The 17,409-nt window shown below is 45.2% G+C and carries 12 protein-coding genes; 5 read left to right on the forward strand and 7 right to left on the reverse strand.

Annotated features, from left to right (window positions below; all coding sequences use genetic code 11):
- Positions 1-77 precede the first annotated feature (77 nt).
- From AC1RJL_RS11310 to AC1RJL_RS11335, 6 genes are all read right to left on the reverse strand, one after another.
- The gene (locus tag AC1RJL_RS11310; protein WP_492913997.1) at positions 78-854 is read right to left on the reverse strand and encodes a SpvB/TcaC N-terminal domain-containing protein; all 777 of its coding nucleotides are present in this window, start codon (positions 852-854) and stop codon (positions 78-80) included.
- A gap of 213 nt (positions 855-1,067) precedes the next feature.
- Positions 1,068-1,862 carry a gluconate 5-dehydrogenase gene (locus AC1RJL_RS11315; protein WP_492913999.1) on the reverse strand — a complete coding sequence of 265 codons (795 nt, stop codon included), beginning with the start codon at positions 1,860-1,862 and terminating at the stop codon, positions 1,068-1,070.
- 141 nt (positions 1,863-2,003) lie between these two features.
- Positions 2,004-2,843, reverse strand: coding sequence for a 5-dehydro-4-deoxy-D-glucuronate isomerase (gene kduI / locus AC1RJL_RS11320; RefSeq protein WP_492914001.1), 840 nt, complete (start codon positions 2,841-2,843; stop codon positions 2,004-2,006).
- 131 nt (positions 2,844-2,974) lie between these two features.
- A complete protein-coding gene (locus AC1RJL_RS11325) occupies positions 2,975-5,512 on the reverse strand; it encodes a DUF4861 family protein (RefSeq protein WP_492914003.1) in 2,538 nt (845 codons plus the stop codon).
- A 105-nt stretch (positions 5,513-5,617) separates the two neighbouring features.
- On the reverse strand, positions 5,618-8,425 hold the full coding sequence (locus AC1RJL_RS11330; RefSeq protein WP_492914005.1) for a TonB-dependent receptor: 2,808 nt from the start codon (positions 8,423-8,425) through the stop codon (positions 5,618-5,620).
- Positions 8,426-8,719: 294 nt separating this feature from the next.
- Complete coding sequence (locus AC1RJL_RS11335) at positions 8,720-10,183, reverse strand: glycoside hydrolase family 28 protein (protein WP_492914007.1); 1,464 nt, start codon at positions 10,181-10,183, stop codon at positions 8,720-8,722.
- 721 nt (positions 10,184-10,904) lie between these two features.
- Here AC1RJL_RS11335 and AC1RJL_RS11340 point away from each other — a divergent pair.
- The 5 genes from AC1RJL_RS11340 to AC1RJL_RS11360 all read left to right on the forward strand — a co-directional run bounded on the left by AC1RJL_RS11340 (position 10,905) and on the right by AC1RJL_RS11360 (position 16,055).
- Positions 10,905-12,425, forward strand: a complete 1,521-nt coding sequence (locus AC1RJL_RS11340) for a UxaA family hydrolase (RefSeq protein WP_492914009.1) — start codon at positions 10,905-10,907, stop codon at positions 12,423-12,425.
- Positions 12,426-12,665: 240 nt separating this feature from the next.
- Entirely contained in the window at positions 12,666-13,823 is a 1,158-nt protein-coding gene (locus tag AC1RJL_RS11345; RefSeq protein WP_492914011.1) for a Re/Si-specific NAD(P)(+) transhydrogenase subunit alpha, read from the forward strand.
- Positions 13,824-13,836: 13 nt separating this feature from the next.
- Positions 13,837-14,136 (forward strand): proton-translocating transhydrogenase family protein, encoded by a 300-nt coding sequence (locus AC1RJL_RS11350; protein WP_449522301.1) that lies wholly within the window; start codon positions 13,837-13,839, stop codon positions 14,134-14,136.
- Between the two features lie 2 nt (positions 14,137-14,138).
- Entirely contained in the window at positions 14,139-15,545 is a 1,407-nt protein-coding gene (locus AC1RJL_RS11355; RefSeq protein ID WP_492914014.1) for an NAD(P)(+) transhydrogenase (Re/Si-specific) subunit beta, read from the forward strand.
- Positions 15,546-15,659: 114 nt separating this feature from the next.
- A complete protein-coding gene (locus AC1RJL_RS11360; protein ID WP_492914016.1) occupies positions 15,660-16,055 on the forward strand; it encodes a VOC family protein in 396 nt (131 codons plus the stop codon).
- A 222-nt stretch (positions 16,056-16,277) separates the two neighbouring features.
- Here AC1RJL_RS11360 and AC1RJL_RS11365 read toward each other — a convergent pair whose 3' ends face one another.
- Positions 16,278-17,219 (reverse strand): sugar kinase, encoded by a 942-nt coding sequence (locus AC1RJL_RS11365; RefSeq protein ID WP_492914018.1) that lies wholly within the window; start codon positions 17,217-17,219, stop codon positions 16,278-16,280.
- Positions 17,220-17,409: the final 190 nt, after the last annotated feature.

A 17,409-nucleotide genomic window follows, 5' to 3' on the forward strand; every position in this document is an offset into this window, starting at 1 on the left:
CGCGTTTTATGGGAAAGGGATTTTCTTTTTAAGATTGATTTGTTTTAGTTTTTTTGTTCATTGGGCTCCATCTAATTTTAATAATCCGTGAATGAATTGTATCGATCAAATTTTATTGATCTATCCCGTTTTGCAGCCAAGTGATCTTCACGTGAAATTATGTGTTTTAAAATACATTTCTTGATTAAAGTCACTTTTGTTTGTGTTCGTAGAAAAGGTAGGTGTTTCTTGATGCCCCTCCAATTGCACTGAATTACCCCGTACGTCCATGTAATGGGTTTAGCAACACCATCTACACCTTCTGTTTGGCGGCAGCGACTGATCGCACCATATGCGCTGAGTGACCAACCCAATCCCGCAATTCCGTTGCCGCCTCCACTGGAATAACTAAGGCTTACGTTCGGAACCATGCCAGCAGAGCCAGGAGCAGTGATCACAGGGATTTTGTAAGTAGCTTGGCCACTGCTGGTTACATCGAATTCGGCAGGTAGTGCACGAGTGGTATCAATAGTAGATGCAGCCGTTGGTATGGTTGCCATTTGTGGGGCTATCGGTGTTGTAACGCTACCTTGGTTATCGGGATCATTAGGATCTACTATCGCGCTAGCAATAATTGCTTGTAGTGCATTTTGATTTGCAGAAGAGAGAATTAGGTTTTTTGTTGTACGTTGTGATTCGGTATAGCTTTCTTCCATTGGCAACAAATAACCAACACCATGGCTATGCGTAACAAAACTGGCAGGAGCAGGCAATACTATTGGAGTAACAATATCGCCATGAAGCAGAATAAATTGAGGAACGCCATGAAAATAGTAGTCAAGCTTGTTATCGCCATTTAAATCTGCTTGATACACTTGATATTTATTAAGATTAGTATCAACAGTAACAGCTCACGTAGATGATACTCCAGATAACGCCCAAAACAGCAATCCCATAAAACGCTGCATACATGCCCCGAATAATTATTAAATTTCCGAGGGCTAATATCTCAGTATGCAATTTAGGTGTCAATTGCCAAACAAATCAATCCCACCGTAAATTAACATTACGGTGGGAGCAAGCATTCATCAACTTTCGTTAGTGGGCTTGCCAATCGTCGCCAAAATTCCACCATCAACATACACAATCTGGCCAGTTACAAAATCGCTTGCTTTTGATGCAAGGAAAATTGTTGCGCCTTGTAAGTCATCCGGGTCGCCCCATTTGCCTGCGGGGGTGCGGTTGATAATAAAATCATTGAATGGATGTCCATCAATACGAATAGGTTCAGTTTGGGCAGTTGCAAAATAACCGGGGCCGATGCCGTTGACTTGCACATTGTATTTTGCCCATTCGGTAGCCATATTTTTGGTGAGCATTTTCAATCCGCCTTTTGCTGCCGCATAAGCGCCGACAGAATTGCGGCCAAGCTCACTCATCATCGAACAGATATTAATAATTTTCCCTTGGCGACGCTCAACCATTTTGCGTGCGACCGGACGTGTCATAGTGAATACACCGGTCAAATCAATTTTGATCACTTCTTCAAAATCTTCCAATGACATTTCCAAGAGTGGCACGCGTTTAATAATGCCTGCGTTATTAACAAGGATATCTATTGGGCCGTGGTCATTTTCGATTTGTTCTACCGCCGCCGCTACTTGGTCTTCATCGGTCACATTAAATCTGTAACCAAATGCCTGAAAACCTTTTACGCGATATTCATTCACTGCATTATCAATTTTTTCCTGGGAGGAATTGCCGTTGATAATTAATGTTGCACCGGCACTGGCGAGGCCGCTAGCCATCGCCATGCCCAAACCGTGGGTTGCACCGGTGACCAGTGCAACTTTTCCGGTTAAATCAAATAGTGGGTGATTCATATTTTTTTTCCTTCACAACGTCATACCCGAATACTTGTTGGGGCGCTGTTTGCCGTGCCCTGTTCGGCTATTGGGAGTGACAAACATTGGACGCAGCAAGCAGCGCCCCTACGGTTATGACATACATATAATATTGATGATTTATTTCAGGTCGCTGGGGTTATGGAAATCCATATCGGTGTAATCATGGTTCTCGCCGGCCATGCCCCAAATAAATGTGTAGTTAGCAGTGCCTACACCTGAGTGCATTGACCAGGGCGGTGACACTACCGCTTGTTCATTGCCCACCCAAATGTGGCGAGTTTCTTCTGCCGGTCCCATAAAATGGCAAACGGCATGGGTGTCCGGAATATTAAAATAAAAATAGGCTTCCATTCGACGGCTATGGGTGTGCATTGGCATGGTGTTCCAAATGCTGCCGGGTTTTAATTCAGTCATCCCCATTTGCAATTGGCAAGTATCCAGCACAGTACTGATCATCAGCTGATAAATTTCGCGCTCATTACACGTATCACCTGCACCCACTTGTAATACTTTGCTGTTTTCCTTGTTCAGTTTTTTGGTGGGATAACTTTGGTGTGCAGGTGTAGAGTTCAAATAATATTTCGCCGGATTATTGGCATCATCACTACTAAAAATAACTTCTTTGGCTCCGCGGCCAATATAGAGTGCTTCTTTAGTTCCGATAGAAAACACTTCGCCATCAACGGACACTGTTCCCGAGCCGCCAATATTGATAGCACCCAGCTCGCGACGCTGAAGAAAAAAATCCGATTTCAATTGATCAAAGGTTTCCAGCGGCACAGGTTTACTCACCGGAAATGCACCGCCTACCATCAAGCGTTCATAGTGGGTATAAGTGAAGAGTACTTCGTCAGCAGCGAAAATATTTTCCACTAAAAAGTGCTTGCGCAATTTTTGCGTGTCGTAATATTTGTAGTCGTCGAGGTGGACTGCAAAACGTTCTTCCAAGACTTTCATAATAAAACCTTCTCAATATTCGGCTGGTTACTGCCTGCACTTACTAACGCGCAGGCATAATTCTGGTTGCTGATTACAGCGTAACGACATTCATCGCCAGGCAAAAATTAACCTGGCTGTGTGGTGAATTATTATTGTTTGAGTAATTTATATATTTCCAGGCTTGCCCCAATAAATGGGCTGTTGCCTTTAGGGTCATTGGAGAAAATGCGCTCGGTCATGTAGTAATCATAAGTGCCGTCGCGACCGAATCCCAAACCTGCAACCAGGCATTGGTTATTCATACTGACTTTGCCATCTTTGTGCAGGGTTATAAATTCATTAACAAGACCTTGATAACTTTTGATCGCTGCATCGCGATAAGATTCCGGCAAGTAACCTTTATTAATGGATTTCGCCAGGAAGTAAGTGAACATAGCGCTGGCAGATGATTCGCGATAGTTAGCGATCTCACCCGGTTTATCCGTTATTTGCCACCAGGTGCCGGTTGCTTGATCCTGATAGCGCAAAATGTCCGGCGCCAGTTCTGCGATAATATCGGTCAATGTTTTGCGTAATTCAGTTTCTGATTGAGGAATAAAATCCAGCACATCGACCAGCGCCATTGCATACCAGCCCATACCGCGCGACCAGAATTGCGGTGCGCGACCGGTTTCTTTGTCGGCCCAATCTGCTTTTTTGGATTCATCCCACGCGTGGTAATATAAACCGGTTTTTGGATCGCGCAGATGTTCACGCGCAATAACAAATTCATGCACTGTCTCTTTAAAGCTTTCATGTTGCTGCGCACCGGTCTCGTAAATTGAGGCATAGCGTGCGAGGAATGGCATACCCATGTATACACCATCCAACCACAGTTGATTTGGATAAGTAGCGCGATGCCAGAACGCGCCTTGGCTGGTGCGTGGATGGCGCTTTAAATTTTCACGCAAAAAATCTGCTGCTTTACGATATTTCTCCGCTTTGGTTTTTTGTTCCAGCAAAATAACCATTTCACCCGGCTTGGTTAAATCGATACTGAACAGATCCGGTTCAAAAGTTTCAATGTGTCCATCATCGCGAATATAACTGCCGGTTACTGACTCCAATGCATTGGTGTAAGCCGGATTAGGGCTTATTGCATTTAAATCCTGCAGCACAGCGATTTGCATACCCACAACATCGTATTCAAATTTGCCTGGGCGCTTGCGATATTCATCCCAACCTTTGTAGTGATAGTTAAGTGTTTTTCGCTCCAATTCAGAGTCCGCTAATTTTTTCCCCCAGTTAAGTGCAGTATCCGCATCCAGCGGTTTTTTTTTCGCATCTGCACTTAATGCCGATTCAAAACGTACCCGCGGTGTTTTAGTCAAACGTACAACTTCACGATCTAGATAAGCTTTAAAATCCGCTTCCGTTTTAATGCCATCCAATTCATGTTCCCACGCCGCGAGGAAATAATATTCCAGTTCGCCGCCTTTATCCTTCATAACGGAAACATAAGAGTTTTCATCTTGTGTCTGTTCTGAGCGATCATCGCGACGAAAAATAACTGCCATACCTAAATGATCATCCGCACCGCTCAAGCTTTGTTTGCCCCAGCTCGCAATATAAGTCCATGCATAACCACTGATTTCTTGCGGTCCTTCAATTAAAGTCGTGCCGGGGTGCTTTACCAAACCTATAGCAAGGTTGGGCAGCTGTTTACTTAAATCCAGCTTCACATTCACTAAACGACTGCCTGCCTGCATGGAAAAGTGTACGGCAAGATCTACTTTCTGGTTGGCAACCTGCCAGCCGTTGTAATTAATTTTAAAGCCGGAGTAGAGGTCGCCATTATTGGTGATGATGGCATCGCGAGTCTCCACGGTTGAAACTAAATCGACACTTTTGCCATTCCAGAAACCGAAACCGCCCATGCCGAGTGATTTGCCTACTTTAAGAACATCCACGCCCCAAGCAGAATTTTCATGATAGGAATCGTAGCCATCCAACCCGATATTTTGCAGAATTACATCGCTGGTTTTTTTGCCGAAGATATCAAAACCATTGCGCCAATCGAGATAGATACGGTAGGCAACTTTATCGGACTCAATGCCGGGACCTTCGTAGCGAATCCAGTAGGAGTGGTCGGTATATTGTGGTGGCGGAGTAACGCGGTCTACATTTTTAAATGTACCGCCGATATATTCCTTATCTTTCCATTCACCGCCTTCTTTGATAGAAATTTCAGCTTGGGTGTATTTTTTTCCTGCCGGTTTGGCAATTGCAGGATCATCGGAAATAATGAAAGATTTGATTTCGGCCGGGGCAAAATCACTGACCAATAACAAACCGTCAAGTGAACCATCACCATCGGAGTCCACAGTTTGCGAAGGTAACACTAGATCACCATTCAATACCGCAAGGTTTTTGGCTCCAGCTGCATCAATACCTAAATCGTAAAATGGAAAATAAACTGCTTCTTGTTGTAACGCGAAATTATTGGCATTGCTAATTTCTGCTGCTGCCAATGTGTGACCAGTGAGAGTGGATTGCGCAACCGGTGTTGTAGCAGTAGCTTGTTGTTTTTCGGTTTTTTCTGGTGAGCAACCGCCGAGTACTGCCAGAAAAATACCACCATAAATAATTCTACGAGCCGCTGTACTATCAATCAAGCCGACAATCAAACCGTCAATCAATACGCTCACGCTTCTCACCTCTCGTTGCTTAATAAAAAGTCACACACCACATAATCAAATAGGGATACCAGTTTGCTGGCATCCCTATTTTTTACTTTACATCAACATCGGTTATCAGAACTTATACTGGACACCCAGGTTGAATTGGCGACCGGTTGAGTGGTAGTAAGACAAACGTTGCTCGCTTTCAGAACCAACCCATTGGTCATCTACTTCATCAGTTAAGTTAAGTGCTTCGAAAGTGAATTTAAGGTGGTCATTAAAGTTGTAGCCGAAGGACGCATCAACGTTAACAGTACCATTGGTTCCATTTTCGCTACTGCCTTCTGTACCTACGGCTGCAGTGATATAACCACTCCGTTCTACTACAGAAACGCGACCACTGAACTTGTCATTTTCGTAATACAAGGTGGCAGCTGATGTTTCATCAGAAAGACCGGTTAGTGGTCTGGTTTTTACAACATTACCATTCACATCCAAATAGTCGATATCTGATTCAACACTGGTGTAGGAAAGAATTGCACCAAAATTACTAAGTGCACCTGGAAGGAACGTAAACGGTTGTTGGTAGCTAATCTCGTAACCATCCAAATCACCGCCTGGGCTATTGGCTGGTACAGATACAGCCCAGTCAACATTTTCGTTACAAGTCGTTGTTGACTGTCCAGCAGCAGCACATGCGTTAATTGCGGCCTGAATTGGTAGTCCTGTATCAGTATAGATAGTGCTGGTTCTTGAGGTTTGCACAAATGTTGCAATCTCCTTCTTGAACAGTGTTATCCCAATCAAGCCTTCTTCGCTGAAATACCACTCTACACCCAGGTCATAACTTTTAGCGTGGGTAGGATCAAGTTCAGGACTACCGGTGGTAATAGTACGGGTGGTACCGGTAGCGGCAACAGTGGTGGTTGGAACGATTTGGTTTGGGGCGGCTCTTGAAATACCTTCAGAGTAGCTAGCTTTAATGAACAAATTACTAATTGGCTCAACAGTTAAATTGAACGATGGTAATGTGTCGGAATAGCTATGTTCATAAGTGAGATATTCACGCGATGGTAAGTTACCATTGAGCCAACCACTTGTTGTTTGATCTGTTTCAAATTTGCGTACACCAATATTACCGCGAACCGGGATTGCGCCGATATCAAACTTGTAATCCAATTGTACGTAGGCACCAGTTGTTTTTTCACCTACTTCGAATGTGCTACCGTAGTTTGGCGACATTGCTGCGCTGAACAGATTGTACTCATTCATAATTAATCCACGATTTGGAATTAACCATGCGCGATCTTCGCCCAACCCGGAATCATATTGCTGAATAAAATCAGGATTAGATGCAAGTACAACACCGTTTACACCTTCGCCAGCAGCCAGCACAAATTGATTGGTCGCAAAATCAAAATCTTTGTTGTCAGCACCAAACTTTAGTTTCAAGTTATCGTTAAGATCGTATTCAAACGCAACACTTATTGCCTCACTTTCGTTGATAGTGGCTTGTGGACGTTGACGTACGGCACCTGCGGTCCATGATGCTGGATCATATGCAGCATCACCGAAGGTTAATACAGGTTTACTGTAATCACGATAATCGTAAGTAAAAGATTGGTTTTCGGCTTGCATCATTAATGTATTTTGAATCGGGTTATCAAAATCCGATTTGGTTTTTCCGTACATCGCATTCAAGCGGAAGGAGTCAGTAATGTCTTGTTTGAGTTTTAAGGTGCCTTGGGAGAAATCAGTACTCATTTCATCGTAGCGATTTTCTGAAATTAAACGAACACCACTCAAACTTGCATAAGCCATGGTGTTGTCTTCAATTACATAATCCAAAACACTGCCTGTAGTAAGGTTGGTGCCAGGGTTGAGAGAGCCTTGCATGAAAACTTCTCTACGTGTTGCGTCAAATTTTGCAAATAATCCATCAAGGCTAATTTCGGTAGAATCTGTTGGCCTGAATTGTAATGACAAGCTGGCGCCAGTGCGTTCCATAGTATGCTCATAAGAGTCATAACGTGGGATACGTGGCGCAAACGGACGATTTACATCTTGCAGTACGCAAGCAGTTGCAGGATCGTTATCAACATCCTTACACCAACCATTTACCATATCAAAGTCATTTGGATTTGCTGGCGCTGCTGTATAGCCTGCAGTTCCGCCGGAACCAACTGTCTGACCTTTTACCGTTCTAAAACGATTGGTCACTTGATTGCTCCAGCGTACGGTACTATAACCCTCGTCTTTAACTGAACGCTCAGATACTGCTACCGATAAAAGTGCACCGAATTTTCCATCGGCAAAAATATTACTTACTAAAAATGCCGCACTTGGATCACTCTCTTCAGAGAGATCGTTGTAGCCCATTTGGCCTGATGCGGTGAACACAAAACCATCATAGTCAAAAGGTTGCGCTGCTTTTAAATCAACGGTAGCACCCAATGAACCTTCTTGAATTTCTGCTGAATTAGTTTTGTGTACAATCAAAGAGCTGAATAAATCAGAAGAGAATGTATTAAAGTCGAAACCACGACCACGATTGTTGCCAGTACCTGAGTCAGTACCACCGGTGGTAGATATGGTTTCCATGCCATTCAAGCGTACGGTAGTAAATTGTGGGCCGAGACCGCGGACGGTAATTCCGCGACCTTCGCCGCCGGAGCGTTGGATCGCAACACCGGGAATACGCTGCAACGATTCTGCAAGGTTGTTATCCGGAAATTCGGCAATATCAGATGCAACGATTGCATCGACAAAACCACTCTGATTTTTTTTGATATTAATGGCATTCGCCAAACTATCGCGGAAGCTGCCGGTTACCAGAACTTCTTCGATAGTGTCGTCGGTGCTGTTTTGTGCATGGACACCAATAGGCAGTGCGCAGACCGCCATGGCTAACACGAGCGGGTTGAGTTTAAAACTTCTCATAGCTATTCCCCATCATTATTGTGATTAAATACATTGAGCTAGCAGAGCTGATGCTGTTCACTGAAGTTTCAGGCAGTGTTGAGCATGGTTTTCACAAACATCACAGATTCTTTCGCGCAACTGTGGCGATAAATCCGTTGTAATTTGTAACCTTTTTAACCGACCAACCTGAGCTTAGTCGATTTATGGTGGTTTTCATCGTGATTAAATGAGTTAACTACCATTAAAATTTTTATATTTCAAATTGCTGTATTAATAAAAATATTAAATCTCTTTTAATGTAAGAGATATGCATTAAATTTTAAATTCAACACCTTTGATGGTGACATTAGTGGCGGCAAAATTATCTAATTGCGCTAACACACCAATGTCGCCAACGTCGATAAAATGACAATTATTCAAATGCAGGTTTTGGATAGGTGAACGCTTGTAACCACGCACCTGGAAAACATGATTGGCTTTTTTACAGATAAGGTTGCGAATGTCGATGTTGCGCACTGTCGGGGTAAATTTTCCGGCATCACCTTCTTCGTAATCGAAATCGATCACAATGGCAGTTTGCACTTCGCCGATAACCACATTGCGCACAAATAAATTTTCAATCAAACCGCCGCGCACAGAATTGGTTTTTACGCGGATGCCGCGCTCCAGTTCCGGACTGCTCATTTCGCAGTCCTCAACAAATACATTGCGCACGCCGCCAGAAATTTCGCTGCCAATCACGACTCCGCCGTGACCGTTGCGCATTTTGCAATTGCTGATAAGGATATTTTCGGAGGGGATATTCAGACGGCGACCATCGGCATTGCGGCCGGATTTAATCGCGATGCAATCATCGCCAGTATCAAAAAAACAATTTTTGATCACCACGTTTTTGCATGATTCAGGATCGCAACCATCAGAATTGGGACCAATACTGGCAAAAGTTACCGTATCGATAGTTACATTTTCGCACTGCACCGGGTTGAGCAACCAGAAAGGCGCGTTAGTGATGGTAATGCCTTCAATCAATACATTGGTGCACTTATAAGGTTGTACAAACACGGGTCGCAAATAGGAGCCCTCAGCGTAAATCCGCTGGGCAACCGGCACATTGTTTTCCATGTCCTGCATAAGTTTGTTGCGTGCAGCTTCCTGGGTTGGAACACCGGGGACACCCCAGTCAACACTACTAAAATTGCTGCCTTTCCACGGCCACCAGGTGGTGCGATTGGCTTGGCCATCCACAGTACCTTCACCGGTCACGGCGATATTGGTTTGCCCGTAGGCATAAATAAGTGGCGAATATCCAATGATTTCCATGCCTTCCCAACGAGTAAATACCGCTGGTAGGTAGGCTTTGGGATCAGTGATAAAGGCGATGGTTGCGTCTTTAGTAATGTGCAGGTTCACGTCGGAACGCAAGTGAATGGCACCGCAAAGATACCTGCCCTGCGTAACCAATACTTTTCCACCGCCGGCTTTATGACAAGCTTCGATGGCGGCAGCAAATGCTGTGGAGTTGTCTTGTTGGCCGCCGGCTTTGGCTCCAAAGTCGCGAACATCAAAGGTGCGGTCTGGAAATTGCGGGGCGCTGACGTGCCGGCGAATTTGATCTGCCATAGACCAGGCGTCAGTTGTCGCTGCAGATATTTTTGGACTGCTGGCCGGAGCGCTGCAACCCGCTAATGTGCCCAGTGCACAGCTACCTGCAACACCGCCAAGGGTATTGGTAATAAAGGCGCGGCGGCCTGCTTGGAATAGGCGGAAATCTGTCACCGGTGTTAGCTCTCGTGTTATGTCTTTTGTAGTAGTTATGGACTTTTTTGTCCGCGCCTTATTTATCAGGGTATGGGCGCTTGTAACTCAAGGGTATTTGTTTCTTGTGGCGATAATCAGTTCACCTCAAAAAGATATTTATCCTCATATAGAGTGAAAATCATTCTGTATGTCATGTTGGATAAATGCAAGCTGGTAACCCAATAATTTTCATCTATACGCCATTTTTTACTGATTTTTACGTAAAAAATGCAATGTATACGTTTTCATTTATTGAATCATTTAAATGTAAACGTATACACATCTAGATCAATAAAAATTATTTAAAATATTTTTCATTTTTTAGAAAGTATTTTTATCCTAAAAAATATCATTTTTAATGATATTTTTAATTTATAGGATGTTTGCGGTTTGTGTAACAGGCTAACATTAGCCTAAAACGGTTTTGAAATCGGTTACATTCGTGGTTTTGTGGATTTTGGTGCTATTGCCGGAGTGAAAAATCGACTGTAGATTTGATCCCGGTATTGACCGAATACCATTGCCGATTTTGAGGCGCCGCAAGGCGCCTTTTTTTTCACGGCGAGAAAAAACGTCCTGCTAATGCCGTCTTTTACTATGCAAATGCAGCGACGAACTCCAGTGGCGAACTACACTCTATTAAGTAGCCGTAGTGGCATAAAACCTATTCATCGGTTAACGAATCAAGAGAGAGATCAGCGTGAGCAGCATTATTGTTTTGCATGACAGTGATAACGTTGGAATTTGTAAGGTGTCACTCCCCGCTGGTGTCTTGTTTGCAGAAAAAGATGTCACCCTCCTGCGCGATATCCCCGCCATGCATAAAGTGGCGGTGCGCAATATCGCCACAGGTGAAGCCATCCTCAAATACGGTCAAACAATTGGTTTTGCCAGCCAGGATATTCCTGCTGGCGACCATGTCCATGTCCATAACTGTGTGATGGGTGATCTTGAAAAAGACTACGGCTTCTGTGAGGAGGCCCGTCCGACTGAATTTCTTCCTGCTGAACAGCGTGCAACCTTCCAGGGTTACAAACGTATCAATGGCAAAGTGGGTACGCGCAATTATGTCGGCATTCTGACTACCGTGAATTGCTCCGCGACAGTAGCCAAGGCGATTGCCCAACACTTCACTTATTCCGGTGAACTGGAAAAATATCCACATATAGATGGTGTTGTCGCTATGACTCACGACAGCGGCTGCGGTATGCGCTCTGACGGTGACGGTTACGAAACTTTGCGACGCACCTTTAATGGCTACGCACGTCACCCGAATTTTGGCGGTGTGATGATGGTGGGCCTTGGTTGCGAGACGATGCAAATCCAGCGTGTGATGGAAGAATGCGGCCTTGCTAATTCCAACACTTTTACCGCTTACACAATTCAAGATGTCGGCGGCACTCGCCTTGCGATTGAAAAAGGCATCGAAACCTTGCGCGCAATGCTGCCGCTGGTGAATCAATGCGAGCGCGAAACTGTTTCGGCGAGTGAATTGATTATCGGTTTGCAATGCGGCGGTTCCGATGCGCTCTCCGGTATTACTGCCAACCCGGCGCTGGGTATTGCGGGCGATATTCTTGTGCGCCACGGCGGTACGGTTATTTTGTCGGAGACGCCGGAAATTTTTGGCGCCGAGCATTTATTAACGCGCCGCGCTGAATCGCCGGAAATCGCACAAAAATTATTGGACCGTATTAGCTGGTGGGAAGATTACACCGCGCGCAATGATTTTGAATTAAACAATAATCCATCGCCTGGTAACAAAGCCGGTGGCCTTACCACGATTATTGAAAAATCCCTTGGTGCGCAAGCCAAAAGTGGCTCGACTAATTTGCGCGATGTTTTTCTCTATGGTGAAGACATCACTACCAAAGGTTTTGTGTTTATGGATAGTCCGGGTTATGACCCGGTCTCTGCCACTGGCCAGGTTGCATCAGGCGCGCAAATTTTGTGTTTCACCACCGGCCGCGGTTCTGCATTTGGTTGCAAGCCGGCACCGAGTATTAAATTGGCGACCAACAGTCAAATCTATAGCCATATGCAAGAGGATATGGATTTAAACTGTGGTCGTGTGTCCGATGGTGAAATTAGTCTGGAAGAATCCGGGCAAGAAATTTTTGAAGAAATTTTGGCTGTTGCATCCGGTAAGCCAACAAAGAGCGAATTGCTGGGTTACGGTGATAATGAATTTATCCCGTGGAAAATTGGTGCGGTGGTTTAACATTAAAACTCTCCGCACAATAGATAACGGAGTCCATAAACTACACTGATTCAAAGAATATAAAAGTAATCCGAGGCCAATCAAAGAGTTGGTCCGTCCAAAAACCTGGTGAGAACCAGGTCTCTATAAAAAGAAATTTACTAGAAAGCAAATTACGGCAGCTCCATTCACATTGATGAAAACATTGATGCGGTTTTGTATTGCCAAAAATTTGCCACTATTACAGAGGACGATAAAAAAATGAAAATAGTCATTCCAAAAGAAAGGCGTGCGCATGAGCGCCGTGTAGCGGCGACACCGGATACCGTAAAAAAATTAATTGCCTTGGGTTTTGATGTGGCGATTGAAAAAGATGCGGGTATTGCCAGCCGAATTAGTAACGAATCCTATCAGGACGCAGGCGCAAGCATTAGTGATGATCTCGCCGGGTTATTGGGATCTGCGGATATCGTATTAAAAGTCCAGCGCCCATTGCTAACCGGTGAAGGTGACTTGAATGAACTGGCACTGATCAAACGCGGTGCAATGTTAATTGCAATGCTCTCACCCTACGCAGAACCTGCTGCAATTCAACAATATGCCGATGTTGGCATCACTGCCATGACACTCGAATTTGTGCCGCGTATTACGCGCGCGCAATCGATGGATGTGTTGAGTTCGCAATCTAACCTCGCTGGTTATCGCGCCGTGTTAGAAGCAGTAAATGTTTACGACCGCGCTATGCCAATGATGATGACCGCGGCGGGCACTATCGCACCCGCGCGAGTAATGGTGCTGGGCGCCGGTGTTGCCGGTTTGCAAGCAATTGCAACAGCCAAACGTTTGGGCGCAATTGTATCTGCCACTGATGTGCGTGCTGCGTCGAAAGAACAAGTAGAAAGCCTCGGCGGAAAATTTGTCATGGTAGAAAGTGACGAAGTAAAAAACGCTGAAACCGCCGGCGGTTACGCCAAAGAAATGAGCGATGACTATAAGCGTCGCCAGGCAGAATTGGTTGCCGAAACAATAAAGAAACAAGATATCGCTATCTGTACTGCATTAATTCCCGGTCGCAAAGCACCGACGTTAATTAATGATGAGATGGTGTACAGCATGCGCCCCGGATCGGTCATTGTCGATCTCGCGGCCGAGCAAGGTGGCAACTGCACACTCACCACACCCGGTGAAGTGGTTGAGGTAAACGGTGTAACTATTATTGGCTTATTCAATATTCCAAGCCGTTTGTCTGCCGATGCCAGCGCGCTCTACGCAAAAAATGTGCTGAATTTCTTAACCCCGATGATGAATGCCGATAAGCAATTCAATGTGAATTGGCAGGATGACATTATCGCCGCGACACTGCTCACGCGTGATGGTGCCATTATTCATCCTAACTTCAAACCGGCCGGCGCCGCTTAATCGGGAGTGCATCATGGAAGCCAATTTTGTTTCGCAATTATCAATTTTTGTATTAGCCATTTTTGTTGGCTACTACGTTGTGTGGAGTGTAACCCCCGCATTGCATACACCCTTGATGGCGGTAACCAATGCTATTTCGAGCGTGATTATTGTTGGTGCATTAATTGCCGTCGGCCCTGAAGGTATGAGCCTGTCCAAAGTGCTCGGTTTCTGCGCCATGGTGTTGGCATCGATCAATATATTTGGTGGCTTTACTGTCACCCATCGCATGCTCGCGATGTATAAAAAGAAAAATAAAGTGGGGGAAAAATAACCATGACATCACTTAATGAAAATTTAACATCGTTTGCTTATTTGGTGGCGGCGGTGTTGTTTATTATGGCGCTGCGCGGTTTGTCATCGCCCGAGTCATCGCGTAAAGGTAATTTGTTTGGCATGTTGGGAATGTTGATTGCGGTGGTCACTACCGTGCTCAGTCCAGCAGTGACCTCGTACGGTTGGATTTTATCGGCGTTGGCAATTGGTGCAGTGATTGGTATTTTTATTGCTCGCAATATTGCAATGACCGCCATGCCGCAATTAGTTGCCGCATTCCACAGTTTAGTCGGTATGGCGGCAGTATTGGTCGCCGGCGCGGCGTTTAGTAATCCGGCAGCGTTCGGAATTTTAAATTCAGCAGGCGATATTTATATCGCCAGTCGAATTGAAATGGGTTTGGGTGTTGTCATTGGAGCGATCACCTTTTCCGGATCAGTAATTGCATTTACCAAGCTGCAAGGTTTAGTGTCAGGCAAACCGATTGTGTTTGGCGGTCAGCATTTTATTAATGCATTTCTCGGTGCGGCGATTCTCGGTTTGATTGGCTATTTTTGTATTGATCAATCGCCCTGGGTGTTCTGGGGAATGACGGCCTTGGCATTTGTAATTGGTGTATTGTTGATCATTCCTATCGGCGGCGCAGATATGCCGGTGGTAGTGTCAATGCTCAATTCGTATTCAGGTTGGGCAGCTGCCGGTATCGGTTTTACTCTGCATAACGATGCATTAATTGTAACTGGTGCACTAGTCGGTTCCTCTGGCGCCATTCTCTCCTATATCATGTGCAAAGGCATGAACCGTTCTTTCTTTAACGTGATCCTCGGCGGTTTTGGTGCGGATACCTCTGCGGCAGCGGCGGGTACACACGAAGAAGAGCGGCCGGTAAAGCGCGGCAGTGCAGAAGACGCGGCATTTATTATGAAGAATGCCGGCTCGGTGATTATTGTTCCCGGTTATGGCATGGCGGTAGCGCAGGCGCAACATGCATTGCGCGAAATGTGTGAGGAATTGAAAAAAGCCGGTGTGAAAATCAGCTACGCAATCCATCCGGTTGCCGGGCGTATGCCGGGGCATATGAATGTGCTGCTTGCCGAAGCCAACGTGCCTTACGATGAAGTATTTGAATTGGATGATATCAACAACGAATTCCAAACTGCCGATGTCGCTTTTGTGATCGGCGCTAACGATGTAACTAACCCGGCCGCCAAAACCAATCCGCAGAGTCCGATTTTCGGTATGCCAATTTTGGAAGTGGAAAAAGCGCGTACGGTTTTATTTGTGAAGCGCTCAATGGCTTCCGGTTACTCAGGTGTGGAGAACGAACTTTTTCACAGGGATAACACCATGATGTTGTTTGGCGATGCCAAGAAGATGGTGGAAACGATTGTGAAAAATATTGTCTGATGCGGCAAATAAAAGTATGAAGCTACTGCTGGGTGCCTATTCTTTTTAAGAGCAGGCCCTCCTTTTTTAACGAACTTTTATTTTCAGTAAAAATTGTTGTTAATCGATGTATTTATGAAAATCGAACATTTCGCACTTAATGTACAAGATCCTGTCGCTATGGCGACATGGTATGTAGCTCATATGGGATTGACTGTTGTGCGCAAGCAGGATGGTGGTGCCAATACCCATTTCCTCGGTGATGAAAGTGGTGATGTGATGTTGGAAATTTACAACAATCCGCCGGATCAAGTACCGGATTATGCCAATATGAATCCGCTGTTGGTGCATCTCGCCTTTGTGTGTGAGAACCCGATAGAAAAGCGTGCAGAATTGGAAGCGGTCGGTGCGAGCTTTGCGGAAGAGGTAATTATCAAAGATGGATCGCATTTGGTGATGATGCGCGATCCCTGGGGATTAGCGATTCAATTGTGTAAACGTGGCAATAAAATGTTGCGGTGCCAACAGTAGAAATTTTTAACGTACTTAGAATTTGTTTGCCATTGGCGACTGTGTTTCAAAAACGCATAAATACCCGCAAGCGGGGCCTGCCAGCAATAAATTGCTGTCGTTCCGTGCGCGCAAAACATGTTGTGCTCTATGCGCACTACACCCATTTCGCCATCCATGGCTCAAGGGTTTTACAACGAAGTATTAACGGCAAACTCGTAACGTGCGATTTAAGCTACCGGCCTATGCGCCAAGTTCTTTATCAAAAATAGCCTTATCAATAATGGCACCGCGATGACGAATAATAATACCCGCGCAGCGAATGCCTTGCCTGGCAGAATCTTCGAGGGATTTTTTCATCAAGCGACCTGCCAGATAGCCAGCATTAAAAGTGTCCCCTGCGCCGGTGGTATCAATAACGCCTTGCACTGGCGGAACCGGAACACGGATTTCAGTGTCGGGTGTGATGATGATGGCGTCATCGGCACCGCGTTTTAAAACCAGTTCGGCAAGATTGAAGGTGGCGTAGCGTTGCTTGCAGCCTTCAACGCTGTCATCACCCCAAAGCAATTGTTCATCGTCGAGTGTCAGCAGTGCGATGTCGGTATATTCCATAATCGCGAGCATGGCTTTTTGTGCTTCAAATTTATCAGTCCATAAACGCGGGCGATAGTTGCTGTCAAATGCGATTATCACGCCTTGCTGGCGCAGCTTGTGCAAACTGTTATACAAAAATTCGCGCGATTTCTCGCCGATAATAGCGAGCGTAATACCGCTCAGGTAAACACAGTTGCAATCAACCAGTTTTTGACAGAGTTGGTTGGCAGCGTCTTGCGATGAAAAGAGTTCGCGCGCGGGAGCTTCTTTGCGCCAGTAGAAAAATTCGCGTTCGCCATCGGGAGTGTTGCGAATGATGTATAAGCCGGGTGAGCGACCGGGTAATTGCTTGATCATGCCGGTGCCGATATTTTCATTCGCTATCCGTTGCATGATCTGGACACTGTAAGGGTCTTCGCCAAGTTGGGTGACATAATCCGTTTTTAAGCCGAGGCGTGCCATATACACAGAAGTGTTGTAGGTGTCGCCTGCAAAAGATAGGGCCATAATTTCACGGCCATTGCTGTCGGCAGTGGGAAAGGGAGCCAGTTCCACCATGACTTCGCCAATTGCTGCTATGTGTGCCATTTGAGTAATTCCGGGAATGATATTTAATGTGTATTGCTTGTCGCTAATGCATTTTTTACATCAATAAAAGCAGCGCAAAATATAACACTCTTGCAGGGTAAAAAATAGAAATAGTTGGCCGTGGGAAGAATTTGATTCGATCAAAAAATTGTTTTTTTATTATTAATAAGCTGCTACGAATTTGCATAAA

The organism is Cellvibrio sp. GW822-FHT04B05 (genome assembly GCF_058800985.1).

What these genes read in the sequence shown, in the direction of transcription:
- AC1RJL_RS11315 (WP_492913999.1), bottom strand. Translation starts at nt 1,862, where the DNA reads ATGAATCACCCACTATTTGATTTAACCGGAAAAGTTGCACTGGTCACC.
- kduI (WP_492914001.1), bottom strand. Translation starts at nt 2,843, where the DNA reads ATGAAAGTCTTGGAAGAACGTTTTGCAGTCCACCTCGACGACTACAAA.
- AC1RJL_RS11330 (WP_492914005.1), bottom strand. Translation starts at nt 8,425, where the DNA reads ATGAGAAGTTTTAAACTCAACCCGCTCGTGTTAGCCATGGCGGTCTGC.
- AC1RJL_RS11345 (WP_492914011.1), top strand. Translation starts at nt 12,666, where the DNA reads ATGAAAATAGTCATTCCAAAAGAAAGGCGTGCGCATGAGCGCCGTGTA.
- AC1RJL_RS11350 (WP_449522301.1), top strand. Translation starts at nt 13,837, where the DNA reads ATGGAAGCCAATTTTGTTTCGCAATTATCAATTTTTGTATTAGCCATT.
- AC1RJL_RS11355 (WP_492914014.1), top strand. Translation starts at nt 14,139, where the DNA reads ATGACATCACTTAATGAAAATTTAACATCGTTTGCTTATTTGGTGGCG.
- AC1RJL_RS11360 (WP_492914016.1), top strand. Translation starts at nt 15,660, where the DNA reads ATGAAAATCGAACATTTCGCACTTAATGTACAAGATCCTGTCGCTATG.
- AC1RJL_RS11365 (WP_492914018.1), bottom strand. Translation starts at nt 17,219, where the DNA reads ATGGCACACATAGCAGCAATTGGCGAAGTCATGGTGGAACTGGCTCCC.